Origin of the sequence: Streptomyces luteogriseus (genome assembly GCF_014205055.1) — a bacterium.
Lineage (GTDB): Bacteria > Actinomycetota > Actinomycetes > Streptomycetales > Streptomycetaceae > Streptomyces > Streptomyces luteogriseus.
In genome coordinates this window covers 5,895,388-5,919,980 of sequence record NZ_JACHMS010000001.1, presented here as the reverse complement: position 1 = coordinate 5,919,980, position 24,593 = coordinate 5,895,388, and the positions used below count along the sequence as shown (strand labels likewise).

Sequence of the window (24,593 nt, the reverse complement as noted above, 5' to 3'; positions counted from 1 at the left end):
AGAGCCCCGAGTGGACCGCACCGCCCAACGCGCCCCGCGTCCCCCAGGACGCACCGTTGCATACGAACCGTCCAGTGCCGCGTCTCCCCTGCACGTGAGGGCCGCCGCCGTGCTGGAGGCAGGCTGGACGGGGACGTCCACGGTGCCCTCGCGCGGCCTGTATCCGCACCAGTGGTCGTGGGACTCGGCGTTCATCGCGATCGGCCTCCGGCACCTCTCGCCGTTACGGGCCCAGACGGAGCTGGAGACGCTGCTGGCGGCCCAGTGGACGGACGGGCGGATCCCGCACATCGTCTTCAACCCCTCCGTCCCCCTCGACGCGTACTTCCCGAGCCCCGACTTCTGGTGCTCGTCGACCGCCGGGCGCACCGCCGGCGCCCCGCGCACCGTACAGACCTCCGGGATCGTGCAGCCACCGGTCCACGCCCTGGCCGCGTGGCTGGTGCACCTCGCCGACCCGGGCCTGTCCAGGGCGCGCGGCTTCCTCACCCGGGCGTACCCCCGGCTGGCCGCCTGGCACGGCTACCTCCTGCACCGGCGCGACCTCGGCGGGGGCGGGCTGGTGTCCGTGGTGCACCCCTGGGAACAGGGTATGGACAACAGCCCCTGCTGGGACCGCCCGTTGTCCCGGGTCACCCCGGCCCCGGCCCGCTCCTTCCGCCGCGCCGACCTCGACCACGGCGCCCCCGAGGACCGGCCGACGGATCTGGACTACGGGCGGTACGTACGGCTGGCGGCCGACTACCGGGACCGTGGGTACGCCGACGGCCCCGGCGACTTCGCCGTGGAGGACCCGGCGTTCAACGCCCTGCTCGCCGCGTCCGAGTACGCCCTGGACCGGATCGCCCGCGAGCTCGGCGTGACCGGCCCGGCTCGGCGGGCCCGCGCGGAGCGCCTGACGGAGGCTCTGGTGGAGCGGCTGTGGGACCCGGCGGCAGGCATGTTCCTGTGCCGGGACGTGCGCGCCGGGGAAACGATCCCGGAGCGCGGCGTCTCCGGGCTGATCCCCCTGCTGCTGCCGGCCCTGCCCCGCGGCCTCGCGGCCACCCTGGTCCGCACGATGTGCGGCCCGCACTTCGGCCTCGGCGGCACGACCCGCCTGGTCCCGAGCTTCGATTTGCTGGGCGAGGCCTTCGACCCGCACCGCTACTGGCGCGGCCCGGCCTGGTTCAACACCAACTGGCTGCTGGAGCGCGGGCTGCGGCGGCACGGCGCACGCGGCCGGGCCGACGCCCTGCGCAAGGGCATGCTGCACACCGCCGGCGCCTCCGGCTTCGCGGAGTACGTCGACCCATACACGGCACAGGCCTGCGGCGTCACCGGTTTCGGCTGGACCGCCGCGCTCACGCTCGACCTGCTGCACGACCGACCCGCACGGGGCGGGAACGGCCTCACGGCGATCAAGGGAGAGGACCGGGCATGACGGACCGGCATCATCTGCTCGTGCACGGCCGGACGTTCGCCGCCGTCGGCGACCGCGGCGACATCAGCGGCTACCGGGGCGGCAGCGCCCCGGACGGCATGTTCGTACGGGACGCCCGGCATCTGAGCCGGTGGCAGCTCACCGTCGACGGGGCGGTGCCCGACACGCTGTCTCCGGTGGCCGACGGGGACACCGCGCGGTGTGTGCTCGTCCCGCGCGGCGGCCGCGACGAACCGCCCGCGTACACGCTCTTCCGCGAACAGGCCGTCGGGGACTCCGCGTTCGTGGAGTCGCTGCGCGTCACCAGCAACCGCCCGGTGCCGACGACGGTCCATCTCGCGGTCACCGCCGACGCCGACTTCACCGACCAGTTCGAGCTGCGCTCCGACCACCGCACCTACACCAAGGCCGGGGCCGTCCGCTCCCGCCGCGTGCTCGGGCACGGCGTGGAGTTCGCCTACCGGCGCGGCGAGTGGCGGTCCGTCACGACCGTGACGGCCGATCCCCAGCCGGACGCCGTGGAGGAGACCGGCACCGGCGCCCGCCGTCTGTCGTGGGCCCTGGACCTCGAACCGCACGGCACCGCCGAGCTGACCCTGCGGGTCATGGCCCGCCCGCACGGCGACCGGCGTGCCCTGCGCGTGCCCCGCTCCCCCGCCGCCGTCCAGCGGCAACTGCGCTCCCAGGAGGACGAGTTCGTCCAGGGGGTGGCTTTCCCGGAGGGCTGGCCCGAGCTGGCCGCCGCCTGCACCCGGGGGCTCGCCGACCTCGCCGCCCTCCAGGTCCCGGCGACCGGCCCGGACGGCGAGGACCTGCGCGTCCCGGCCGCCGGCGCCCCCTGGTTCCTGACCCTGCTGGGCCGGGACGCCCTGCTGACCTCGCTGTTCGCGCTGCCCTACCGGCCGCGGCCGGCCGCCGCCACCCTGGCCGCGCTCGCCGCGACCCAGGCCACCGGAACCGGCGCCGACGGGATCGCCCAGCCCGGCAAGATCGTGCACGAGGTACGCCATGGCGAACTGGCCCACTTCGGCCAGGTCCCCTACGGCCGCTACTACGGCTCGGTCGACGCCACCCCGCTGTTCCTCGTCCTGCTCGGCTCGTACACCGAGCACACCGGCGACACGGGCCCGGCCCGCCGTCTCGAACCCCACGCCCGGGCCGCCGTCACCTGGATGCTCGACCACGGCGGCCTCACCTCGCGCGGCTACCTCGTCTACCGCGCCGACCAGGGCGGCCTCGCCAACCAGAACTGGAAGGACTCCCCCGGCGCCATCTGCTCGGCCGAAGGCACCCGCCCGCACGGCCCGGTGACGGCGGCGGGCGCCCAGGGCTACGCCTACGACGCCCTGCGCCGCACGGCGGGTCTCGCCCGTACGGTGTGGCAGGACACCACGTACGCCCATCTGTTGGAGCAGACGGCCGGGGATCTGCGCGACCGTTTCCAGCGGGACTTCTGGATGCCTGAGCACTCCTTCCCCGCCCTCGCGCTGGACGGCCGGGGCCAGCAGGTCGACGCGCTGGCCTCCGACGCCGGGCACCTGCTGTGGTCGGGGCTGCTGGACAAGGAGTACGGCGAACTGGTCGGCCGACGGCTCCTCGAACCGGACTTCTTCTCCGGCTGGGGCGTGCGCACCCTGGCCGCCGGGCAGCCGGCGTACCACCCGCTCTCCTACCACCGCGGCTCGGTCTGGCCGCACGACAACGCGCTGATCGCCCTGGGCCTGGCCCGCTACGGACTGCACGACGAGGCGCGGGCGATCGCCCACGGCCTGGTCGACGCGGCGGGCGCCACCGGCCACCGGCTCCCGGAGGTCCTCGCGGGCTACGACCGCGACACGCACCCGGAGCCGGTGCCGTACCCGCACGCGTGCGTGCGTGAATCCCGTTCCGCGTCAGCCCCGTTGGCGCTGCTCACGGCGGTCGGCGTGGTCTGAGGGCCGGTTGGGCTGCCGTTTGCCGGGTGTTTGCCGAGCGCTGGCCCGGCGGGCTGAACACACCTGGCGGGCGCACCGTAGGGAACAGTGGCGGACCCGCACCCCCACCCGGGTCCGCCACCTCACCTGTTCCGTACGGGAAGGACCTCCGGGTGCCTGTCTTCACACGCTCCAGCGACTCGTCGCAGCCTGGCGACGGCGTGTCCGAGGCCGAGGAGGAGCAGGCGGGCGGGGAGAGGGAGGAGGACGAGAGAGAGGCAGCGGCAGCACCCGGTCCGGGCCATGCCCCCTCCCCGACTCTGCCCGGGCACCGCCTCACCCGCCTCCGCGCCTGGCGCACCCGCCACCCCCGGGCCGCCCGCGCCCTTCGCCTCGCCACCACCGCCCTCGCCGCCGCCCTGGTCCTCGGGGCTCTGCTGCTGCCCAACACCCTCCCCGCCCTCAAGGCGGCCGGCTTCGCGCGGATCCCGGCCGAGGCGGTCATCGGGGCCGTCGTCGTGCTGGCGCTGCCGCGCCGGCCCCGGCTGGTGGCGGCGGTGCTGTACGGGCTGGGTCTCACCGTCCTGACCACGGTGAACCTGCTCGACATGGGGTTCAACGAGTACCTGGGCCGGGGTTTCAACGCCGCGCTCGACTGGGACCTGCTGCCCGACGCGCAGGCGTACGTCGAGGACACGCTGGGCGGGGGCGTCGCGACCGCCGTCACCGTCGGCGCCGTGGTGCTGGTGCTGCTGGTGGCGGCCGTCATGGTCGCGGCGACGATCCGGCTCGCGCACGTGCTGGCCCGCCACCGGGTGCGGGCGACCAAGGGCGCCCTGATCGCCGGCACCGTCTGGGTCACCTGCTCCGCACTGGGCCTGACCCTGTTCGGCGGCCCGATCGCCTCCGAGCGCGGGGCGGGTGCCCTCCGGGTGCACGCGCAGCGGACGGTGGAGTCGCTGCGGGACGAGGCGGCGTTCGTGCGGCAGTCGAAGGCGGACACCTTCGGGAACACCCCGCCCGGCGAACTGCTGCCGGACCTGCGCGGCAAGGACGTGATCTTCACGTTCATCGAGAGCTACGGCCGCAGCGCCATCGAGGACCCGGTCATGGCACCCGGCGTCGACCGGACCCTGGACGCGAGCACCGCCGCCCTGGAGAAGGCCGGGTTCGCCGCCCGCAGCGGCTGGCTGACCTCGGCGACGTACGGCGGCAGCAGCTGGCTCGGCCACTCCACGACCATGTCCGGCCTGTGGATCGACAACCAGCGGCGCTATCGCACGGTCAGCGCCGGCGACCACCTCACCCTCACCAAGGCCTTCCAGAAGACCGGCGCCTGGGACACGGTCGGCGTCATGCCGGGCGTGCAGAAGGGATGGCCGGAGGAGAAGTGGTACGGCCTCGACAAGCTCTACGACGCCTTCGACCTGGGCTACCAGGGGCCGAAGTTCAGCTGGTCGACCATGCCCGACCAGTACGCGCTGGAGGCGTTCCAGCGGCGGGTGCACGGGAAGAAGCGGGACAAGCCGCTGATGTCGTTCGTCATCCTGACCTCCAGCCACCAGCCCTGGGCGCCCATCCCGAAGATGGTCGGCTGGGACGAACTCGGCGACGGCTCGGTCTTCGACGCGATCCAGAAGGCGGGCAACAAGGCGTCGGACGTCATCACCGACACCACCAAGTCCCGCGAGGAGTACGGCAGGTCCATCCAGTACTCGGTCACCAGCCTCACCCAGTGGCTGGAGCGCTACGGCACCGACGACACCGTCCTGGTCTTCCTCGGCGACCACCAGCCCATCGCCCGGGTCAGCGGGAACGGAGCCAGCCGGGACGTGCCGGTGTCGATCGTCGCGAAGGACCCGAGGGTCCTGGACAAGGTAGCCGACTGGAACTGGACGGAGGGCCTCAAGCCCGGCCGCGACGCGCCCGTGTGGAAGATGAGCGCCTTCCGCGACCGCTTCCTGAAGGCGTTCGGCTCCACACCGCACCCCTCCAAGGGCTGATCAGCCGCCCGAGGTGTCGAGCTCGGCGTCCTCGCCGACTCCGGCGCAGTCGTAGGGGTCCTTCAGCCAGCCGTCCGGCAGCACCACGCGGTTGTTGCCGGAGGTGCGGCCCCGGGGCCCGTCGGCGCCGGTGGGCCAGGGCTGGTCGAGGTCCAGCTCGTCCAGGCCGGAGCGCAGCTCCTCCAGGGACGAGGTGATCGCGAGACGCTTGCGCATCTCGGAACCGACCGCGAAGCCCTTCAGGTACCAGGCGACGTGCTTGCGGAAGTCGATCACGCCCCGGGACTCGTCGCCGATCCACTCCCCGAGCAGGGTGGCGTGCCGGACCATGACGTCGGCGACCTCGCGCAGGGCGGGACGGGCGATGTCCTCGGTGCGGCCCTCGAAGGCGGCGACCAGGTCGGAGAAGAGCCAGGGCCGCCCCAGGCAGCCGCGGCCCACGACCACCCCGTCGCAGCCGGTCTCGCGCACCATCCGCAGGGCGTCCTCGGCCGACCAGATGTCGCCGTTGCCGAGCACCGGGATCTCCGGCACATGCTCCTTCAGCCGGGCGATGGCCTCCCAGTCGGCGGTGCCGCCGTAGTGCTGGGCGGCGGTGCGGCCGTGCAGGGCGATGGCGGTGACGCCCTCCTCGACGGCGATCCGGCCGGCGTCGAGGAAGGTGATGTGGTCGTCGTCGATGCCCTTGCGCATCTTCATCGTCACGGGCAGGTCGCCGGCGCCGGTGACGGCCTCGCGCAGGATGGCCCGCAGCAGGTTCCGCTTGTACGGCAGCGCGGAGCCGCCGCCCTTGCGGGTGACCTTCGGCACGGGGCAGCCGAAGTTGAGGTCGATGTGGTCGGCGAGGTCCTCCTCCGCGATCATGCGGACGGCCTTGCCGACGGTCACGGGGTCCACGCCGTACAGCTGGATGGAGCGGGGGCGCTCACTCGCGTCGAAGTGGATGAGCTGCATGGTCTTCTCGTTGCGCTCGACCAGCGCCCTGGTGGTGATCATCTCGCTGACGAACAGACCCTTGCCACCGCTGAACTCCCTGCACAGGGTGCGGAAGGGCGCGTTGGTGATCCCGGCCATGGGGGCCAGGACGACGGGGGGCCGGACGGTGTGCGGACCGATCTGGAGGGGCGTGGACATGCCTCCATTGTGCCGTGCAATGAGATGGCAAAATTCATTAGTTAGCCACACTATCGAAATGGGCGTACGATCGAGCGCATGCCCGAGCTCAGCCCCCGCCGCCGCATGCTGGTGCTCGCGATCTGCTGCATGAGCCTGCTGATCGTGAGCCTCGACAACACGGTCCTGAACGTGGCCCTGCCGTCCATGCAGCAGGACCTGCACGCGAGTACGTCGGGTCTGCAGTGGACGATCGACGCCTACACCCTCGTCCTCGCCTCCCTGCTGATGCTCGCGGGCTCCACCGCCGACCGGATCGGCCGCAAGCGGGTCTTCATGGCGGGCCTGGTCGTCTTCACCCTCGGCTCGGTGCTGTGCTCCCTCGCGCCGAACCTGGAGGCGCTGATCGCGTTCCGCACGGTGCAGGCGGTGGGCGGCTCGATGCTGAACCCGGTCGCCATGTCGATCATCACCAACACCTTCACCGACCCGCGCGAGCGGGCCCGGGCCATCGGCGTCTGGGGCGCGGTCGTCGGCATATCGATGGCCGCGGGCCCCCTGGTCGGCGGCCTCCTGGTCGACTCCGTCGGCTGGCGCTCCATCTTCTGGATCAACCTGCCGGTGGGGCTCGCGGCCCTGCTGCTCACCCTGCGCTTCGTGCCCGAGTCCCGCGCGCCGCGCGCCCGCCGCCCCGACCCCGTCGGGCAGGTGCTGGTGATCGCGCTGTTCGGCTCGCTCACGTACGCGATCATCGAGGCGCCGAGCACCCCGTTCCGGTCGATCGCGCCGCTGGCCGTCCTCGCCCTCGCTGCCCTGGCGGGACTGCTCCTCTACGAGCCGCGCCGCGAGGAACCTCTGATCGACCTGCGTTTCTTCCGGTCGGCGCCGTTCAGCGGGGCGACGCTCATCGCGATCGGCGCGTTCGCCGCGCTCGGCGGCTTCCTGTTCCTGTCGACGCTGTATCTGCAGAACGTCCGCGGTCTGACCGCCCTGGAGGCGGGCCTGTGGATGCTGCCGATGGCGGTCCCGACGTTCCTGTGCGCGCCGCTGTCGGGCCGGCTGGTGGGCTCGCGCGGCCCACGTCTGCCGCTGCTGATCGCGGGCTTCGCGATGACGACGAGCGGTGTCCTGTTCGCCGCGTTCGAGGCGGAGACCTCGAACGTCACGCTCTTCGCCGGCTACGTCCTGTTCGGCATCGGCTTCGGTTTCGTCAACGCGCCCATCACCAACACGGCGGTGTCCGGCATGCCGCGCGCCCAGGCGGGGGTGGCGGCAGCGGTCGCCTCCACGAGCCGCCAGCTTGGCCAGACGCTGGGGGTGGCCGTGGTGGGCGCGGTGCTCGCCTCGGGCGTCGGCTCGTCCCCGTACCGGGACGTGTTCGTGTCCGCGGCACGGCCCGGGTGGTGGATCCTCGCCGTGTGCGGGTTCGCGGTGCTGGCGCTCGGGGCGGTGACGAACGGGCGCTGGGCCCGGGGGACCGCCGAGCGGGCGGCCGAGCGGCTGGAGGCGGCGGAGGTGCGGGATGTGGTCGTGGCCGCGGAGCGGGCCTGAAGCGTCCACGAACGGCCCCACCGCTGGTCGGCGGACGACCTCCGGGCCGCGACGGCGGATCGCGTCATCGGACTCTGCGCGCCCGGCGCAGTGGCCACACGACGAGAACGACCAAGCCCGTCACCTGTCGTGAAGGGACACACCCATACTCCCGCGAGTCGCGCGAAACCGGCCGGTTGTCCCCCAGTACGTAAACACCGCCTGCCGGTACGTCAACGCGCTTCAGCCCGCATACGCCGTCCGTCAGGAAATCATCACCGACAAGGACGCTGTCCCCGCCTGTGGCGGCCACCCGCTTGACCATCCTGCGCCGGCTGCTTTCTCCCTCCGGGCCCTTGGCGTCAGCAGTGAAGACCACGATCTGGCCGCGAGCGGGGAAACACCGCGTCAGCACTGTCCTCCGGATCACCAGGAGCCGGTCATCAACGAGTAGCGTCGGCGCCATGGACTCAGATACCACGCGAACGAAATATGCGAATGAAGCGATAACCGAGAATGTCAGCGTCAAACCGGCCAGGTAAACAAGCTCCGCAATGTGCACTGATCACTCCCTGAGTCCCCGACCCTCGGAGGGTCGGCTTGCTCAACCAACCCTCCGGAACGGGCCCGCACGGCTCGTCAGCTCATTGCCATCCTGAAGTCAGGGATGGCTGCGGATTGATCTGCTCCCACCCTGAAAGCAGCCGAGGCTCGCCTCACCTGATACTTGACGTCTCCCAGGAGCACGGGCCCACTTGTCTGCGCCGAGAACGGAGCCGGAAGAAGACCCTCGTCGAATTCCTCGGGGGTGACGATGTCCAACTCGACGTAGGAGGCCGGTTCGGAGATCAGCCGGGTCAGCTCCAGCGGGAACCAGACCGAATCCGTCTTGAAGGAGTAGTGCACACTGCCACCGGGCACGAAGTTGACGTACTCCGATGAGTCGGTCCGTGCGCTGTGGAAGTATGAACGGAGGAAGAGATCCTGCCGTCGGCCGTTATAGACGATCACGGCACGCTGGAGTACCAGGCTGCAAGCTACGAACGATCCCGGATCAGAGACGTTCGGATGATCCACCAGCGTCATGAAGATGCGGTGACCATTGTCGAGGTAGCTTCCGAATACGCTCATGGCCTCGGGCTCCATCTCGATTCCATGGCGTTCCTGCCAGCGCACCAGTTCGTCAGGAGTCCAAGCCATGCTCGCGTTGAACACCTCGGATGTGCGAAGGTTCTCCAGGTACTTCTCCGGATAGCCCGCCGGAATTCCTGTCCCTGTCACCTCCTCCACCCGCTCGAATATGCCACCGTTCCCCAGCTTCACCCGCGCCTCTTCGGGTGCGGGGCCCGCCCACGTGACAACGAGTCCGTCATCGAAATGCATCGGCGCGTCGCCACACTTCAGGTCGGCATGGACGGACCGCGAAGAGCGGACCATCAAGCCGACCAGGATGATTGCCGCACACGTCATGATGACACTGAGCATAGGAATTCCCCGTCTCCTGGCAGTCCGAATCCCAACATCGGGAATCTTCTGGGACGCATACCACCGTAACTGCCGCCACCAGGGTCCGCATCTGCGCAGCGGACGCCTCGCCAGACCTCAAGAAGGTCGCGCATTCGAATATGTAGCCGTCAATAATTGACGATTCCACGCAGACTGGACCAGCACTGAAACAGGGCCGTGAAACGGCCTTGTTCCGACATGCAGGCGAGCGGAACTTCTCCTAGTGTGAATTTCACGCCGATTCAGATGTGATGTCGAGGCGCATGTGTGCCATGGCGGCAGAGGTCATCGCGATCCGAGATCCGGGTAGAAGGCGCCGCGGCGACGGCGGAGTCCGGCGTTCCGCGAGCCGACACGGGATTGTCGGCGCGGGTAGACGCCGCGAACCGCTACAAGGCCGGTGTGGTCAGCCCGATGGAACACCCACCAGGAGTGCCCCAAGGAGTCCACCATGAGCACACAACGCTCCCTCTTCCGCCGCTCCCGCTCCGCATCCGCGTCTCTTCCGCGGAGAATCGTCGGCGGCCTCGCCGAGTATGTCGACCGGCGCATCGGCTGGGACAAGCTGGCCGTGCTTCCTGGCCTGGCGGTCCTCTTCGGACTGCGCATGAAGCTCCGTCAGGAGAACCTCCACGACACCACGCACCTGCCCTCGGTCAACCTTCCCGATCCCGGGCCGAAGTCCGAGAAGCACAAGGTCAACCGAAGCGCCGACGGCAGCTTCAACGATCTTGACGAGCCTCGGATGGGCATGGCGGGCACACGCTTCAACCGCAACATCCCGCTGGACAAGATCCCGTCGGCCACACCCGAGGACGTTCTCTCCCGGCCCAACCCGCGCGAGGTCAGCCGAGCCCTGCTCACCCGTCACGAGTTGATCCCGGCCGAGTCAGTGAACTCCCTCATCTCCACCTGGCTGCAGTTCATGATCCGCGACTGGTTCAGCCACGGTACGAGCCCTGAGGACCGGCCCTGGGAAGTGCCCCTCATGGACGACGATCCATGGCCGGAGCGCCCGATGCGGATCACGCGGACACCCGACGACCCGACCCGGGACCCGCGGGCGGGTGCCGACATGCCCGACACGCGCGTCAACGTCTCCTCCCACTGGTGGGACGCGTCGCAGGTCTATGGGTCGAGTGAGGCGGAGCAACGCCAACTGCGCACCGGCGAGCTGGGCAGGCTGCGGCTGTGGGACGACGAGCAGACCCCGTTCCCCGACCCCTCACGCGACCCGTCGCGGGTGCCCGGCTTCTGGCTGGGCTTGGTGATCATGCAGAACTTGTTCGCCCGGGAACACAACGCCATCTGCGACCACTTGCACGCCGCGTATCCGTCCTGGGACGACGAGGAACTGTTCCAGCGGGCGCGGCTCGTCAACTCCGCACTCATCGCCAAGATCCACACCGTGGAGTGGACGCCGGCCGTGATCAGTCATCCCACGACCGTCAAGGCCCTGCAGACCAACTGGTGGGGCGTCGCGGGGGAACGCGTCCACAACCTTCTCGGCCGGATCAGCGGCAGCGAGCTCGTCAGCGGCATCCCCGGCGCGAAAACGGATCACTACGGCGCCCCGTTCGCCCTCACCGAGGAGTTCGTGGCCATCTACCGCATGCATCCGCTGATCCGCGACGATTGGCACCTGCGCTCCGCCGTCGACGACGAGACCCTGCGCCATTGCACTTTGCGCGACATCTCCGGACCCGAGGCGCTGAAAGTCCTCGAGACCACGAGCATGGCCGACCTGCTCTACAGTTTCGGCACGCTCCACCCGGGTCTGGTCACCCTGCACAACTTCCCGAAGTTTCTCCAGGAGTTCCAGCGCCCCGACGGGCACCTGCAGGACCTTGCCGCCACCGACATCCTGCGCAGCCGGGAGCTGGGCGTCCCCCGCTACAACGAGTTCCGACGGCTTCTGCGGATGAAGCCCGCGGCAAGCTTCGAGGATCTGACAGACAACCCAGTGTGGGCCGATGAGATCAAGCGGCTGTACGGGAACGACATCGAGAAGGTCGACCTGACGATCGGGATGTACGCCGAGAGGCTTCCGGCCGGGTTCACCTTCAGCAACACCGCGTTCCGCATCTTCATCCTGATGGCTTCGGTCAGGTTGAGCAGTGACCGCTTCTTCACCGAGTACTACACCCCGGAGGTGTACTCCAAGGCCGGAATGGCCTGGATCGACGACAACACCATGGCCACGGTGATCCTCCGGCACCACCCGGAGCTGCGCCCGGCCCTGGCGGGGCTGACCAATGCGTTTGTGCCCTGGCACACGGCACAGTCCGGCACGGGCGGTTCCTGACAGCCGTGCTTCCCCGTGTCTCACAACTGGATAACTCGCTCCCGGGCAAAGCCCTGTTGATGTTGGTCATGCTGCACACTCCTTGCTGCGAGCAGACCGGATCCGCCGGCTTCCTGGACGCGGGAGACGTCGTGGCGCACATCGACACCAGCAAGGTCAGCCGCTGGGACCAGCACGGCCGGGAGCACGTGGTGCGCGTGCAGCGCACGGGCGTACAGCGGACGATCAGCTGCGACACCTGCGGCTGGCGCAGAAAGGCCCAGTTCCTGCCCTGGCTGAAGGCCGAGGAACACCTGGCGGAGGCCCATCAGGCGACGGTGGACCCGACGGCGGCGTGAACGGGAGGGCCTGGAAGGACGAGCCCTCAGTAGAGGATCGACGGCAGGTACGCCCCGTCGGGCCGGTTGTACAGGCCGATGGTCATCAGGCTCATCAGCTGCACGACCGCATCAGGCGGCGGCCCACGCCCGCGTTCTGCACCGTGGGGTCGACGGTGACGGGCCCTATCCCGACGACGGTCGAGCGTTCGTCGAGGAAGTTGCTGCCCACGATCCGCCCGTCGCGTTCGGCGACGACGCTGTAGAAGCCCGGGTGCGTCAGGGCTCCCTCGATCAGCGCGACACCCACCTCGGGGTTCGGAAAGTCGGGTGGGAATCCGTGCTCCTGGGCGATGCCGGAGAAGGCCTCGTAGCAGATCCTTCCGCAGTCTGCGGCATCGTCCGCAGTGCCCGGACGCAGTATGAGGTCCACGACCGCCATCCCCTTCTCAGCGCCCCGCGCGGCGACTCACCCCTCACTTTCCATCCTGTGCCCCTCCCGGCCGGGGTGCACCCGGTGGGTACTGCGACGCCGTTCAGGGGTCCTGGCGCCATGAGCGCAAGGACGCCTCAGGGCCGCAGCCCCCGCACCAGCAGATCCGTGACCGCCGCGAAGTCCCCCTCGATCCCGGGCTGTTTCCACTCCCGGGCGTAGGACGGATCGTGGAAGCGGCCCGTGGCCTGGAAGACCGCGCGGGCCGAGGCCTCCGGGTCCGTGGCGGCGAAGTCGCCGTTCTCCACGCCCGCCTGGATGATGCGGGTCAGCTGGGATTCCAGGTCGGTGATGTGCTCACCGACCGCCGAGCCGTTCTCGTCGGTGAGGACCATGTAAGTGGCGAACAGTTCCGGGTCCTCGCCCGCCTTGCGGCGCTTCGCGGCGAACAGCGCGGCGAGCCAGTCCCGCAGCCGGTCCTCCGGGACGCGGTCGTCCGCGGCGGCGATCCCGGACAGCTGCCCGGACGTGCGGTCCAGCCAGCGCTTGGTGACCGCCTCGCGCAGCGCCGCCTTGGTGCGGAAGTGACGGTAGACGCTGCCGTGGCTGACGCCGAGCGCGCGGGCCACGTCCACCACGGTGGCCTTGGCCGGGCCGTGGCGGCGCAGCACCTCCTCGGTCGCCTCCAGGATGCGCTCGGCGGTCAGGATCTCGCTGGTCGGTGCCATGCCCCTGACCGTACCCAAAGCCCGGTTCAGCTCTCGAGGTGAGCCATCTGGGCCGCCGGGTAACGGTCGCCTGCGGCGGCACCGGGCGGTACGGCCTCCTCGATCGCGGCCAGGTCGGCCGAGTCCAGCGTCACGTCCAGCGCGCCGAGCGCCTCCGTGAGCCGGTCGCGGCGGCGTGCGCCGACCAGGGGCACGAGGTCCTCGCCGCGGGAGAGCACCCACGCGATGGCGATCTGCGCGACGCTGACGCCCTTCTGCTCGGCGATCTTCCGCAGCGCCTCGACGAGGTTCAGGTTGTGCCGGAGGTTGTCGCCCTGGAAGCGCGGCGACATCGCCCGGAAGTCGCCGGCGCCGAGCTGCCGGTCCGCGGTGAAGTGGCCGGAGATCAGGCCCCGGGAGAGCACCCCGTACGCCGTGATGCCGATGCCCAGCTCGCGGGTGGTGGGCAGGATCTCGTCCTCGATGCCGCGGGAGATGAGGGAGTACTCGATCTGGAGGTCGGATATGGGTGCCGTGGCCGCGGCCCGGCGGATCGTCCCGGCGCCGACCTCGCTGAGGCCGATGTGCCGTACGTAGCCCTTCTCGACGAGTTCCGCTATCGCGCCGACCGTCTCCTCGATGGGCACGTCCGGGTCGAGGCGGGCGATGCGGTAGACGTCGATGTGGTCGACGCCGAGCCGCTGAAGGGAGTGGGCGGCGAAGTTCTTCACGGCGGCGGGCCGGCCGTCGTAGCCCAGCCAGCTGCCGTCCGGGCCCCGCAGCGCGCCGAACTTGACGCTGACCAGGGCCTGCTCGCGCCGGGCCGCCGGGGCGGCGCGCAGGGCCTCGCCGATCAGCATCTCGTTGTGGCCCATGCCGTAGAAGTCGCCGGTGTCGAGCAGGGTGACGCCCGCTTCGAGCGCCGCGTGGAGGGTCGCGATGGATTCGACCCGGTCCGCCTCGCCGTACAGCGCGGACATGCCCATGCAGCCGAGACCGAGGGCGGAGACCTGGGGGCCGGTGGTTCCGAGGGTTCGGGTTCGCATCGTCATGCCGTCCACTGTGCCATGACGGATGACAGATTTCAATATCTGTCATTCCATATTTGTCATCCGCCTCGAGAGCCGCGGCACGCCCCCGGCTACCGCGCCGTGACCGCCAGCTTCGCGCCCAGTGCCACGAACGACCCCGCGAATCCCCGCCGCAGCCACGCCATCACCCGGGGCCGCCCGATCACATGGCTGCGCACCGACGCGGCCAGCACCCCGTACGCGGCGAACACCACGAAGGTCGCCAGCATGAAGACCCCGCCGAGCCCCGCCATGCGCAGCACCGCGTGCGGCTCCCCGGGGCTCACGAACTGCGGCAGGAACGCGAAGAAGAAGATCGTCAGCTTCGGGTTGAGGATGTTGATCAGCACCCCGCGCACGATCACCCGCCGCGCCGACACCTCCGGGGTCGCCTCCCGCTCCGCCACCACGAGCGCCTCCTTGTCCCGCACCGTCGCCCACGCCATGTACAGCAGATAGGCGACTCCCGCGTACTTGAGCACCTGGAAGGCGGTGGCGCTCGCGTGCAGCAGCGCGGCGACGCCGGTGACTGTGGCCAGCAGGTGCGGCACGATCCCGAGCGTGCAGCCGACGGCCGCGACGACACTCGCGCGGCGCCCCCGGGAGAGCGCGGCGGCGAGGGTGTAGACGACGCCGGTGCCCGGCGTGGCGACGACGACAAGGGTGGTCAGCAGGAACGCGATGCTCATGCCGTCACCCTGGCGCGCCCCCGCGGCCCGGGAACAGGACCAATCGACCCCGGTGCTACGGGACCAATCCCCCGCACCTCAGCGACCCCAAGGGCCCCACCGTTCGACACACTTCACAGCCGCTCGGACAATGGAAGGTGCCGGTGAGCGGTCTCCCCGGCGGCGCCCGCCCACCGGTCGCGCGGAGTTCTGCGCCGCCCGAGGGAGCGCGCCATGACGATCCGTATCGCCACCTTCAACACGGAGAACCTCTTCCGCCGCCCCATGGTCTTCCGCCTCTCGGGCGACAAGCAGCGCCGCGAGGTCCTCGACGACTACGCCGAGCTGGTCTCCCTCCTGGAGAAGGAGACCTACGACGACGACACCAGGACCCGCGTCGCCGCGCTCCTCAAGAAGCACCGGGTGCACGACTCGCGCGGCGACAGGCCGTTCTTCATCAACGAAACACGCGGCCAGGGCACGCTCTTCAGGACGAAGGGCGGCGGCGAGAACGTCACCTTCGAGGTCGTGGCCAAAGGCCGCTCGGGGTGGACCGGCTGGGTGGAGCTGGTCCGTGACGACCTCGACTGGGCGGCCGTGCACAACACCGGCCGGGTGATCGCCGAGGTCGACGCCGACATCCTGCTCACGGTGGAGGTGGAGGACCGCACGACCCTGCGCCGCTTCAACGAGCAGGTGCTGGGCGCCGACCTGAAGAAGACGCCGTACCCGTACGACATGGTGATCGACGGCAACGACCCGCGGGGCATCGACGTGGGCGTGCTCAGCCGCCACCCGATCACGTCCCTGCGGACCCACGTCTTCGACCCGGACCCGGACCACCCCGGCGAGCGCCTGTTCAGCCGGGACTGCCCCGAGTACGAGCTCCAGACCGGCGGCACCCCGCTGTGGCTGCTCGGCAACCACCTCAAGAGCCAGAGCGGCGACGACCCGGAACTGCGCGTCGCCCAGGCCCGGCGGGTGGCGTCGATCTACCAGACGGCACTGGAGCGTTCCCCGTACGTCGTGGTCGCCGGCGACCTCAACGACGAGCCGTCCAGCGAGGCGATCGGGGCGCTGCTGGGCACGGGCCTGCGGGACGTGATGAGTCACCCGTCCTACCGGGGCGCCCCGGGCACCCACGGCACGGGCACCTCCGAGAGCCAGAAGCTCGACTACGTGCTGCTGCCGCCGCCGCTGTGGGATCAGGTGCAGCACGTGGAGGTCGAACGGCGCGGCGTCTGGGCGCCGTCCACCATCAAGTCCTTCGACACCGTCACCTCGAAGTGGAACCGCGCCTCGGACCACGCGGCGGTCTACGTCGACCTCGACCTGTGAAACGCGGCGGTGCCGGGCCCCTCCGAGGAGGAACCCGGCACCGTGGCACGGGAAAAGGCGGTCAGCAACCGATCAGACGGGACGCCAGGTAGCCCTCGATCTGGTCGAGGGAGACGCGCTCCTGCTTCATCGTGTCGCGCTCGCGGACGGTCACCGCGTTGTCCTCGAGGGTGTCGAAGTCGACGGTCACGCAGAACGGCGTACCGATCTCGTCCTGGCGGCGGTAGCGACGGCCGATGGCGCCGGCGTCGTCGAACTCGATGTTCCAGTTCTGCCGGAGCGCCTGGGCGAGGCCCTTGGCCTTCGGGGAGAGCTCGGGGTTGCGGGACAGCGGCAGCACCGCGACCTTCACCGGGGCGAGGCGGTGGTCGAGGCGCAGCACGGTGCGCTTCTCCATCTTGCCCTTGGCGTTGGGGGCCTCGTCCTCGATGTAGGCGTCCAGCAGGAACGCCAGCATCGCGCGGCCGACACCGGCCGCGGGCTCGATGACGTACGGAGTCCAGCGCTCGCCGGCCTCCTGGTCGAAGTAGGTGAGGTCCTGGCCGGAGGCCTTGGAGTGGGCGCCGAGGTCGTAGTCGGTGCGGTTGGCCACACCCTCGAGCTCGCCCCACTCACTGCCGCCGAAGGAGAACCGGTACTCGATGTCGGCGGTGCGCTTGGAGTAGTGGGAGAGCTTCTCCTTCGGGTGCTCGTACCACCGCATGTTCTCCTCGCGCAGGCCGAGACCGGTGTACCAGTTCCAGCGCTGCTCCATCCAGTACTCCTGCCACTTCTCGTCCTCGCCCGGCTTGACGAAGAACTCCATCTCCATCTGCTCGAACTCGCGGGTGCGGAAGATGAAGTTGCCGGGCGTGATCTCGTTGCGGAAGGACTTGCCCATCTGGGCGATGCCGAACGGCGGCTTGCGGCGCGAGGTGGTCTGCACCTGGGAGAAGTTGGTGAAGATGCCCTGCGCGGTCTCGGGCCGCAGGTAGGCGACGGAGCCGGAATCCTGGGTCGGGCCGAGGTGGGTGGACAGCAGACCCGAGAACTGCTTGGGCTCGGTGAACTGGCCCTTGTTGCCGCAGTTGGGGCAGTTGACGTCGGCCAGGCCGTTCTCCGGCAGGCGCTTGTGCTTGGCCTCGTAGGCCTCCTCCAGGTGGTCCGCGCGGAACCGCTTGTGGCAGGAGGTGCACTCGGTCAGCGGGTCCGTGAAGGTGGCGACGTGACCGGAGGCGACCCAGACCTCGGGGGCCAGGATGACGGACGAGTCGATACCGACGACGTCCTCGCGCGACGTCACCATGTAGCGCCACCACTGGCGCTTGAGGTTCTCCTTGAGCTCGACACCGAGGGGGCCGTAGTCCCAAGCGGCGCGCTGGCCGCCGTAGATCTCACTACAGGGGAATACGAAGCCACGGCGCTTGCTCAGGCTGACGATGGTGTCGATCTTGTCGGCGGCCACGGTGCTCTCTTCATTACGACGACGGGCGACGAAGCGAGATGCTTCCAGCGAATGACTCAGGTTACCGGCGGGGACGCCCCCTCAATCAAATCGCTCCCCCTCCGAGGCCCTCAAGGCCCCGGTCGGGACGTTTGTTGACAACGGTTTCCATATTTGTTGAAAATGAGTGTCATGAACGTACGACGACGCCTCATACCCGCCGCCCTGGCCTCCGCCCTCGGCCTCGGCGCCCTGACCGCCTGCTCCAGCGACAGCGCGGCGACGGGCAACACGGACAAGTTCGACGTCGTCGCGTCGTTCTACCCGATGGCCTTCCTCGCCGAGCAGATCGGCGGCGCCCACGCGAACGTCACCAGCCTGACCGAGCCCGGCCAGGAGCCGCACGACCTGGAGCTCAGCACCCAGCAGCGTGCGCAGCTGGAGGAGGCCGACGCGGCGCTCTACCTCAAGGGCCTCCAGCCCGCCGTCGACGAGGCCGTCGGCCAGACCGGCATCAACACCAAGATCGACGCGGCCACGCTCACCCCCCTCGAGGACCACGGCACCGGCGGCCACGGCCACGAAGGTGAGGAAGGACACTCCGAGGAGGAGGGCCACGCCGAGGAGGAGGAGCACGGCCGCGACCCGCACGTCTGGCTCGACCCGGTGAAGTACGCCGAGATCGCCCAGGGCGTCGGCAAGGCCTTCGAGAAGGCCGACCCGGACCACGCGGCCGACTACAAGAAGAACACCGCGGCCCTGGTCACCAAGCTGAAGGGCCTCGACGGCGACTTCGAGAACGGCCTGAAGAACACCAAGTCCAAGGTCTTCTTCACCAACCACGCCGCCTTCGGCTATCTCGCCGAGCGCTACGGCCTCACCCAGGAGGCCATCTCCGGCGTCGAACCCGACAGCGAGCCCAGCGCCGCCCGCGTGCGGGAGCTCCAGCAGGAGGCCAAGGCCGACGGCGTCACCACCGTCTTCTACGAGACACTGGTCTCCGACAAGACCGCGAAGACCCTCGCCCGGGACGCGAACCTGAAGACGGACGTCCTCGATCCCCTGGAGGGCATCACCGACCGGTCCCGCGGCGACGACTACTTCCAGGTCATGGAAGCCAACCTCAAGGCCCTGCAGAAGGCCCTGGGAGCCAAGTGATCGACCCATCGGAGGACGGCATGACCGAGCCCGTCGTATCCCTGCGCGGCGTCCGCGCGGACCTGGGCTCGCGCCCCGTGCTGCGCGGCATCGACCTCACCCTGCACCGCGGCGAGGTCGTCGCGCTGCTCGGCGCGAACGGCTCCGGCAAGTCCACGGCCGTGCGCAGCATCATCGGCCAGGTGCAGACCGGCGCCGGCGCCATCGAGCTGTTCGGCGTGGACCGCAGGCGGTTCCGCGACTGGCACCGTGTGGGCTACGTCCCGCAGCGCACCACGGCCGCCGGCGGCGTGCCCGCCACGGTGACCGAGGTGGTCTCCTCCGGCCGCCTGTCCCGGGCCCGCTTCGGCGTCCTGCGCAAGGCCGACCACGCGGCCGTACGACGCGCCCTGGACCTCGTCGGCATGGCCGACCGGGCCAAGGACTCCGTCGACGCCCTCTCCGGCGGCCAGCACCAGCGCGTCCTCATCGCCCGCGCGCTCGCCTCCGAACCCGAGCTGCTGATCATGGACGAGCCGATGGCCGGCGTCGACCTGGCCAGCCAGGAGGTCCTCGCGCACACGCTGCGCGAGCAGGTCTCGCGGGGCACGACCGTGCTGCTCGTGCTGCACGAACTGGGCCCCCTGGAACCCCTGATCGACCGGGCGGTCGTCCTGCGCGACGGCTGCGTCGTCCACGACGGGCCGCCCCCGAAGGCCGTCGGACAGCACGCCCTGCCCGGCCACGACCACGTGCACCCGCACGCACCCGCGGGCGCCGAACCGATCCGCACGGGACTGCTGAGCTGATGGACTTCCTCGACTACGCCTTCATGCAGCGGGCGCTGCTCGCCGCCGTCCTGGTCGGCATCACCGCCCCCGCGGTCGGCATCTACCTGGTCCAGCGCCGCCAGGCCCTGATGGGCGACGGCATCGGCCACGTCGCGATGACCGGCGTCGGCCTCGGCTTCCTGCTGACCTGGTCCCCGGTGTGGATGGCGACCCTCGTCTCCGTCCTCGGCGCGGTCCTCATGGAACTGATCCGCTGGTACGGCAAGACCCGCGGCGACATCGCCCTCGCGATGCTGTTCTACGGCGGCATGGCCGGCGGTGTGATGTTCATCAACCTCGCGCCGACGGGCTCCAACGCCAACCTGACGTCGTACCTGTTCGGCTCCCTGTCGACGGTGTCCGACTCGGACGTCACCGCGATCTGCGTCCTGGCCGCCTTCGTCGTACTGGTCACCCTCGGCCTGCGGCGGCAACTGTTCGCGGTCAGCCAGGACGAGGAGTTCGCCCGCGTGACGGGCCTGCCGGTGCGCGTGCTGAACCTGTTGACGGCCGTCACCGCGGCCGTCACGGTGACGGTGGCGATGCGGGTGGTCGGGCTGCTGCTGGTCAGCGCGCTGATGGTGGTGCCCGTGGCGGCCGCCCAGCAGATCTCCCGCAGCTTCGCCGCCACTTTCGCGATCGCCGTCGCCATCGGCGTCAGCGTGACGATCGGCGGCACCGTCACCTCGTACTACCAGGACGTGCCGCCCGGCGCGACGATCGTGCTGCTGACCATCGGCGCGTTCATCGTGCTGACGGCGCTCGCGGTCCCGCTGGCCCGCCGCCGCGCCCGCGCGGCGGCGGCCTCGGACGGCACGGCCGACCCCGCAGAGTGCGCGATCCCGGGCAGCCGGGCGTCGGCCGACGAAGTCGGCGTCTGACCGCCCCCACCCCGGGCTGGCACAATGGCCCGGGCAAGGCAGACGTAGGGAGGCAACGGTGACGACCGCTGGACCGTCCGTGAAGGGCCGCGCCACCAAGCAGCGGGCCGCTGTGGCGGCGGCCCTGCAGGAGGTCGACGAGTTCCGCAGCGCGCAGGAACTGCACGACATGCTCAAGCACAAGGGCGACTCGGTCGGGCTCACCACGGTCTACCGCACCCTGCAGTCCCTCGCCGACGCCGGTGAGGTCGACGTCCTGCGCACGGCCGACGGCGAGTCGGTCTACCGGCGTTGTTCCACCGACGACCATCACCACCACCTCGTGTGCCGCGGGTGCGGCAAGGCCGTCGAGGTCGAGGGGCCGGCCGTGGAGAAGTGGGCCGAGTCCATCGCCGCGGAGCACGGCTATGTGAATGTGGCTCATACGGTGGAGATCTTCGGCACGTGCGCCGACTGTGCGGGGGCCTCCGGCGGTTGAGCGGTTGATCGCCGTGGGGGTGCGGGTTCGTTGCCGGGTGCGGGTGCGTGGGGGTTGTTCGCGCAGTTCCCCGCGCCCCCTGAGGTCGGAAGCCTCCTACGTAAGCCGGGCGCTCAGCCCGCGGCGGACGAGCAGGGACAGGGCGGTGGAGGCCAGGATCACGGCGCCGCCCACGCGCAGGATGAGGTCGTAGGCGGCCTCCGGGCCGGTCTCGGGGGTGAGCGAGGTGATGGCCGCCGCCACGGCCGCCAGGCCGATGGCGCCGAGCGTGACCAGGGCGGTGAGGACGACGCCCGAGGCCTCTCCGGCGCGGGCGGGCGAGACGACCTGCTGGGTGGCGACACTGGCGAAGGTCCAGCCGAGGCCCAGCCCGAGCGCGCACCAGGTGAAGACGGGCAGGTAGACCCACCAGGACCGGGCGAAGCTCAGCCCGATCATGCCGGTGCCCGCGATGGCCCCGGCCAGTGCCATGACGCTGGTGGCGCGCATCCGGCCGGACAGCCAGGCGCCGATGGGCCCCGAGCAGGCCACCATCACGGCCGGAGCGAGGAAGACCGTGCCGGACAGGATCGCCGACAGGCCCCGCACCTGCTGCAACTGGAGCGTGGCGAGGAACACGGTGACGGCGTAGCCCATGTTGGCGACCGACCCCATCACGGTGACGAGGCTGAAGCGGAGGTTGCGGAACAGCCGGAAGTCGACCAGCGGATGCCGGCAGGTCCGCTCCCGCAGGACGAAGAGCCCGCCGGCCACCACGGCGACCCCGAACAGGGCGAGCGTGCGGGCGTGGTCCCACCCCCAGGCGCTCCCCCGCTCCACGGCCAGGGTCAGCGCGCCCAGGCTCGTCGCCACGGCCACACAGCCCGGCAGGTCGATCCGGCGCGGGGCGCTCTCGTCCCGCGAGTCGGGGACGCAGCGCAGGGCGATCAGCAGGGAGAGGGCGCTGAGCGGGGCCAGCAGCCAGAAGATCCACCGCCAGCCCGGCCCGTCGGTGAAGCCGCCGCCGACGAACGGTCCGAGGGCGGTGCCGACGTTGGCGATGCCGAACATCGCCCCGAGCGCCCGGGCCCGGGCCTCCTCGGGAAAGGCGTTGGTGATCACGGAGACCGACACGGGGAAGATCAGCGCCGCGCCCGCGCCCTGCACGATCCGGGCCACGACGAGCACCCCGAGGCTCGGCGCGAGGGCGCAGCCGACGGAGGCGGCGGCGAACAGCCCGGTCCCGGCCAGCAGGACCGGCCGCCGGCCGAGGAGATCACCCAGCCGCCCCCCGACGATGAACAGGCAGCCGACGGCGAGCATGTACGCGGACAGCGTCCACTGGGCCGCGGAGACGGTCGTGTCCAGCTCGTCGGAGATCCCGGGGATGGCCAGGTTGAGCGCGAAGAAGTCCAGCTGGATGCAGAGCAGGGCCAGCGAGGCCGCGACGAAGACCCCGGTCTGTTTCGTGGTCCGCCGGGGTGCGCCGACGGCGGTGGAACCCATGCCATCAGGACACCGCCGCTGCGGCCCGGCTGCCACTGGAGGGGCCTGTCGGGCCGCAGCGGCGGCTGCGACGGATGAGGCCGCCGGGCCTGGCGTGTTACTGCTGCTCGCCCTCCATGGCCAGCAGCTCCTCGTTCGGGACGGCCCCGCCGAAGCGCCGGTCCCGCGAGGCGAACTCCAGGCAGGCCCGCCACAGGTCACGCCGGTCGAAGTCCGGCCACAGCACGTCCTGGAAGACCATCTCGGCGTAGGCGCTCTGCCAGATCAGGTAGTTGGAGGTGCGCTGCTCGCCGCTGGGCCGCAGGAACAGGTCCACGTCCGGCATGTCCGGGTAGTACATGTACTTGGCGAAGGTCTTCTCGCTGACCTTGGAGGGGTCGAGCCTCCCGGCCTTCACGTCCTCCGCCATGGCCTTGGCCGCGTCGGCGATCTCCGCCCGGCCGCCGTAGTTCATGCAGAAGTACAGGGTCAGCCGGTCGTTGTCCTTGGTCTGCTCCTGGGCGATCTGGAGCTCCTTGGCGACCGAGCGCCACAGCTTGGGCATACGACCGACCCAGCGCACCCGGATGCCCAGCTCGTCGAGCTGGTCGCGGGTCTTGCGGATGAAGTCCCGGTTGAAGTTCATCAGGAAGCGCACCTCGTCGGGCGAGCGCTTCCAGTTCTCGGTGGAGAAGGCGTACAGGGAGATGGCGCCGACGCCCATCTCGACGGCCCCCTGGAGCACGTCCAGCACGCGCTCGGCACCGACCTTGTGCCCTTCGGTGCGCGGCAGTCCGCGGTCCTTGGCCCAGCGGCCGTTGCCGTCCATGACGATCGCCACATGCTGCGGTACGAACTCCCCGGGGATCTTCGGGGGCCGCGCGCCGGACGGGTGCGGCTCCGGCGTCCTGTACTCCCGGCGCTGGCGCCCCAGGATCCCGCGTACGGCCATGTGTTTCTCGTCTCCTCGTGCTCGCTTGCTTCTGTGCTGCTCTGCTCCGCCGCCGCGCTACTTCTCGACGTAGCGCAGGGAGCGCAGTCCGCGCTCCATGTGCCAGTGCAGATACGCGGACACCAGCCCGCTGCCCTCCCGGACGTAGCGCGCCTCGCACGCGTCCGCGGTCTCCCAGTCTCCCGTAAGCAGGGCGCCGAGGAGTTCCAGGGCCTGGGGCGAGGGTACGACGCTGCCGGGCACGCGGCAGTCCACGCAGACGGATCCGCCCGAGGCGACCGAGAAGAACCGGTTGGGCCCGGGCATCCCGCACTTCGCGCAGTCGGTGAAGCTCGGGGCGTACCCGTTGACGGCGAGGGAGCGGAGCAGGAACGCGTCGAGCACGAGGTGCGGTGCGTGCTCGCCCCGGGCGAGGGTCCGCAGCCCGCCGACCAGCAGCAGGTACTGCTGCACGGCCGGCTCCCCCTCATGGTCGGTGAACCGCTCGGCGGTCTCCAGCATGACGGTCCCGGCCGTGTACCGGGCGTAGTCGGTGACGATCCCGCCGCCGTACGGCGCGATGGTCTCGCTCTGGGTGCACAGCGGCAGCCCCCGCCCGATCAGCTCGCTCCCCTTGGCGAAGAACTGCACGTCGACATGGGAGAACGGCTCGAGACGCGCACCGAACTTCGACTTCGTCCGGCGCACGCCCCGGGCCACCGCGCGTACCCGTCCGTGACCGCGCGTGAGCAGCGTGATGATCCGGTCCGCCTCACCCAGCTTCTGGGTGCGCAGCACGATGCCGTCGTCGCGGAACAGACTCATGGAGCCATTCTGGCAGGGTCGTCACGTCAAGGGACCTCACCCCTGCTGCGGGCGTTGGCGTACGCGGTGGCCACGCGCAGCCGCTCGGCCGGGGTGGCGTGCCGGACGGCCCCGGGGTCGGCGTCCCACTCCCGGCCGCCCCCGTACGGGCGCAACTGCACGTAGGGCCCCTCATGCCCCATGACGATGCCGATGCGTCCGCTGCGGGTGTCCACGACGTAGGCGCCGACGGGGGGGTTCATCGCCGCACCGCCGCGTGCCGCCGGACGCTCGCCGGGGAACGCCGGACCGATTCGAC

General features: G+C 70.4%; 23 protein-coding genes. 11 read left to right on the top strand and 12 right to left on the bottom strand.

The window, feature by feature from the left end:
- The first annotated feature begins 10 nt into the window (after positions 1-10).
- The 3 genes from BJ965_RS26255 to BJ965_RS26245 all read left to right on the top strand — a co-directional run bounded on the left by BJ965_RS26255 (position 11) and on the right by BJ965_RS26245 (position 5,339).
- Positions 11-1,423 carry an MGH1-like glycoside hydrolase domain-containing protein gene (locus BJ965_RS26255; protein ID WP_184911446.1) on the top strand — a complete coding sequence of 471 codons (1,413 nt, stop codon included), beginning with the start codon at positions 11-13 and terminating at the stop codon, positions 1,421-1,423.
- The gene (locus BJ965_RS26250) at positions 1,420-3,357 is read left to right on the top strand and encodes an amylo-alpha-1,6-glucosidase (RefSeq protein ID WP_184911442.1); all 1,938 of its coding nucleotides are present in this window, start codon (positions 1,420-1,422) and stop codon (positions 3,355-3,357) included. The genes BJ965_RS26255 and BJ965_RS26250 overlap by 4 nt, the downstream gene beginning before the upstream one ends.
- Before the next feature lie 152 nt (positions 3,358-3,509).
- Entirely contained in the window at positions 3,510-5,339 is a 1,830-nt protein-coding gene (locus BJ965_RS26245; protein ID WP_184911439.1) for a sulfatase-like hydrolase/transferase, read from the top strand.
- Here BJ965_RS26245 and dusB read toward each other — a convergent pair whose 3' ends face one another.
- Entirely contained in the window at positions 5,340-6,473 is a 1,134-nt protein-coding gene (dusB, locus tag BJ965_RS26240; protein ID WP_184911434.1) for a tRNA dihydrouridine synthase DusB, read from the bottom strand.
- Between the two features lie 78 nt (positions 6,474-6,551).
- Between dusB and BJ965_RS26235 the strand changes: the two genes are divergently transcribed.
- Positions 6,552-8,003 carry an MFS transporter gene (locus tag BJ965_RS26235; RefSeq protein ID WP_184911430.1) on the top strand — a complete coding sequence of 484 codons (1,452 nt, stop codon included), beginning with the start codon at positions 6,552-6,554 and terminating at the stop codon, positions 8,001-8,003.
- 64 nt (positions 8,004-8,067) lie between these two features.
- On the opposite strand, the gene BJ965_RS40485 is transcribed toward BJ965_RS26235, so the two are convergent.
- Entirely contained in the window at positions 8,068-8,544 is a 477-nt protein-coding gene (locus tag BJ965_RS40485) for a S26 family signal peptidase (RefSeq protein ID WP_184911427.1), read from the bottom strand.
- Between the two features lie 77 nt (positions 8,545-8,621).
- Positions 8,622-9,467, bottom strand: coding sequence for a hypothetical protein (locus BJ965_RS26225; protein ID WP_184911423.1), 846 nt, complete (start codon positions 9,465-9,467; stop codon positions 8,622-8,624).
- A gap of 472 nt (positions 9,468-9,939) precedes the next feature.
- Here BJ965_RS26225 and BJ965_RS26220 point away from each other — a divergent pair, with 472 nt between their 5' ends.
- Positions 9,940-11,793: a peroxidase family protein gene (locus BJ965_RS26220; RefSeq protein ID WP_184911393.1), complete on the top strand. Its 1,854-nt coding sequence runs from the start codon at positions 9,940-9,942 to the stop codon at positions 11,791-11,793.
- A gap of 131 nt (positions 11,794-11,924) precedes the next feature.
- Positions 11,925-12,131: a hypothetical protein gene (locus BJ965_RS26215; RefSeq protein ID WP_184917553.1), complete on the top strand. Its 207-nt coding sequence runs from the start codon at positions 11,925-11,927 to the stop codon at positions 12,129-12,131.
- Positions 12,132-12,225: 94 nt separating this feature from the next.
- Here BJ965_RS26215 and BJ965_RS26210 read toward each other — a convergent pair whose 3' ends face one another.
- From BJ965_RS26210 to BJ965_RS26195, 4 genes are all read right to left on the bottom strand, one after another.
- Positions 12,226-12,543 (bottom strand): GNAT family N-acetyltransferase, encoded by a 318-nt coding sequence (locus BJ965_RS26210; RefSeq protein WP_313667060.1) that lies wholly within the window; start codon positions 12,541-12,543, stop codon positions 12,226-12,228.
- A gap of 137 nt (positions 12,544-12,680) precedes the next feature.
- On the bottom strand, positions 12,681-13,271 hold the full coding sequence (locus BJ965_RS26205) for a TetR/AcrR family transcriptional regulator (RefSeq protein WP_184911354.1): 591 nt from the start codon (positions 13,269-13,271) through the stop codon (positions 12,681-12,683).
- A gap of 26 nt (positions 13,272-13,297) precedes the next feature.
- Positions 13,298-14,302 (bottom strand): aldo/keto reductase, encoded by a 1,005-nt coding sequence (locus tag BJ965_RS26200; RefSeq protein ID WP_184911352.1) that lies wholly within the window; start codon positions 14,300-14,302, stop codon positions 13,298-13,300.
- 89 nt (positions 14,303-14,391) lie between these two features.
- Positions 14,392-15,009, bottom strand: coding sequence for a LysE family translocator (locus tag BJ965_RS26195; RefSeq protein WP_184911350.1), 618 nt, complete (start codon positions 15,007-15,009; stop codon positions 14,392-14,394).
- Positions 15,010-15,222: 213 nt separating this feature from the next.
- On the opposite strand from BJ965_RS26195, the gene BJ965_RS26190 reads away from it, so the two are divergent.
- Positions 15,223-16,326, top strand: coding sequence for an endonuclease/exonuclease/phosphatase family protein (locus tag BJ965_RS26190; protein WP_184911347.1), 1,104 nt, complete (start codon positions 15,223-15,225; stop codon positions 16,324-16,326).
- Between the two features lie 61 nt (positions 16,327-16,387).
- On the opposite strand, the gene BJ965_RS26185 is transcribed toward BJ965_RS26190, so the two are convergent.
- A complete protein-coding gene (locus BJ965_RS26185; RefSeq protein ID WP_184911345.1) occupies positions 16,388-17,770 on the bottom strand; it encodes a glycine--tRNA ligase in 1,383 nt (460 codons plus the stop codon).
- Between the two features lie 171 nt (positions 17,771-17,941).
- On the opposite strand from BJ965_RS26185, the gene BJ965_RS26180 reads away from it, so the two are divergent.
- From BJ965_RS26180 to BJ965_RS26165, 4 genes are read left to right on the top strand one after another with little or no spacing between them, the layout of a single operon-like run.
- Positions 17,942-18,907, top strand: coding sequence for a metal ABC transporter substrate-binding protein (locus BJ965_RS26180; RefSeq protein ID WP_184911342.1), 966 nt, complete (start codon positions 17,942-17,944; stop codon positions 18,905-18,907).
- A 20-nt stretch (positions 18,908-18,927) separates the two neighbouring features.
- The gene (locus BJ965_RS26175) at positions 18,928-19,695 is read left to right on the top strand and encodes a metal ABC transporter ATP-binding protein (RefSeq protein WP_184911340.1); all 768 of its coding nucleotides are present in this window, start codon (positions 18,928-18,930) and stop codon (positions 19,693-19,695) included.
- On the top strand, positions 19,695-20,597 hold the full coding sequence (locus BJ965_RS26170; protein WP_184911338.1) for a metal ABC transporter permease: 903 nt from the start codon (positions 19,695-19,697) through the stop codon (positions 20,595-20,597). The genes BJ965_RS26175 and BJ965_RS26170 overlap by 1 nt, the downstream gene beginning before the upstream one ends.
- 58 nt (positions 20,598-20,655) lie before the next feature.
- Positions 20,656-21,075 (top strand): Fur family transcriptional regulator, encoded by a 420-nt coding sequence (locus BJ965_RS26165; RefSeq protein WP_030836532.1) that lies wholly within the window; start codon positions 20,656-20,658, stop codon positions 21,073-21,075.
- Between the two features lie 96 nt (positions 21,076-21,171).
- Here BJ965_RS26165 and BJ965_RS26160 read toward each other — a convergent pair whose 3' ends face one another.
- The 4 genes from BJ965_RS26160 to BJ965_RS26145 form a co-directional block, all read right to left on the bottom strand.
- Positions 21,172-22,560: an MFS transporter gene (locus BJ965_RS26160; RefSeq protein WP_184911336.1), complete on the bottom strand. Its 1,389-nt coding sequence runs from the start codon at positions 22,558-22,560 to the stop codon at positions 21,172-21,174.
- Between the two features lie 97 nt (positions 22,561-22,657).
- Positions 22,658-23,491, bottom strand: coding sequence for an isoprenyl transferase (locus BJ965_RS26155; protein ID WP_184911334.1), 834 nt, complete (start codon positions 23,489-23,491; stop codon positions 22,658-22,660).
- 57 nt (positions 23,492-23,548) lie between these two features.
- Entirely contained in the window at positions 23,549-24,295 is a 747-nt protein-coding gene (gene recO / locus BJ965_RS26150) for a DNA repair protein RecO (protein WP_030836523.1), read from the bottom strand.
- 26 nt (positions 24,296-24,321) lie between these two features.
- Entirely contained in the window at positions 24,322-24,537 is a 216-nt protein-coding gene (locus BJ965_RS26145; RefSeq protein WP_184911332.1) for a hypothetical protein, read from the bottom strand.
- Between the last annotated feature and the right edge of the window lie 56 nt (positions 24,538-24,593).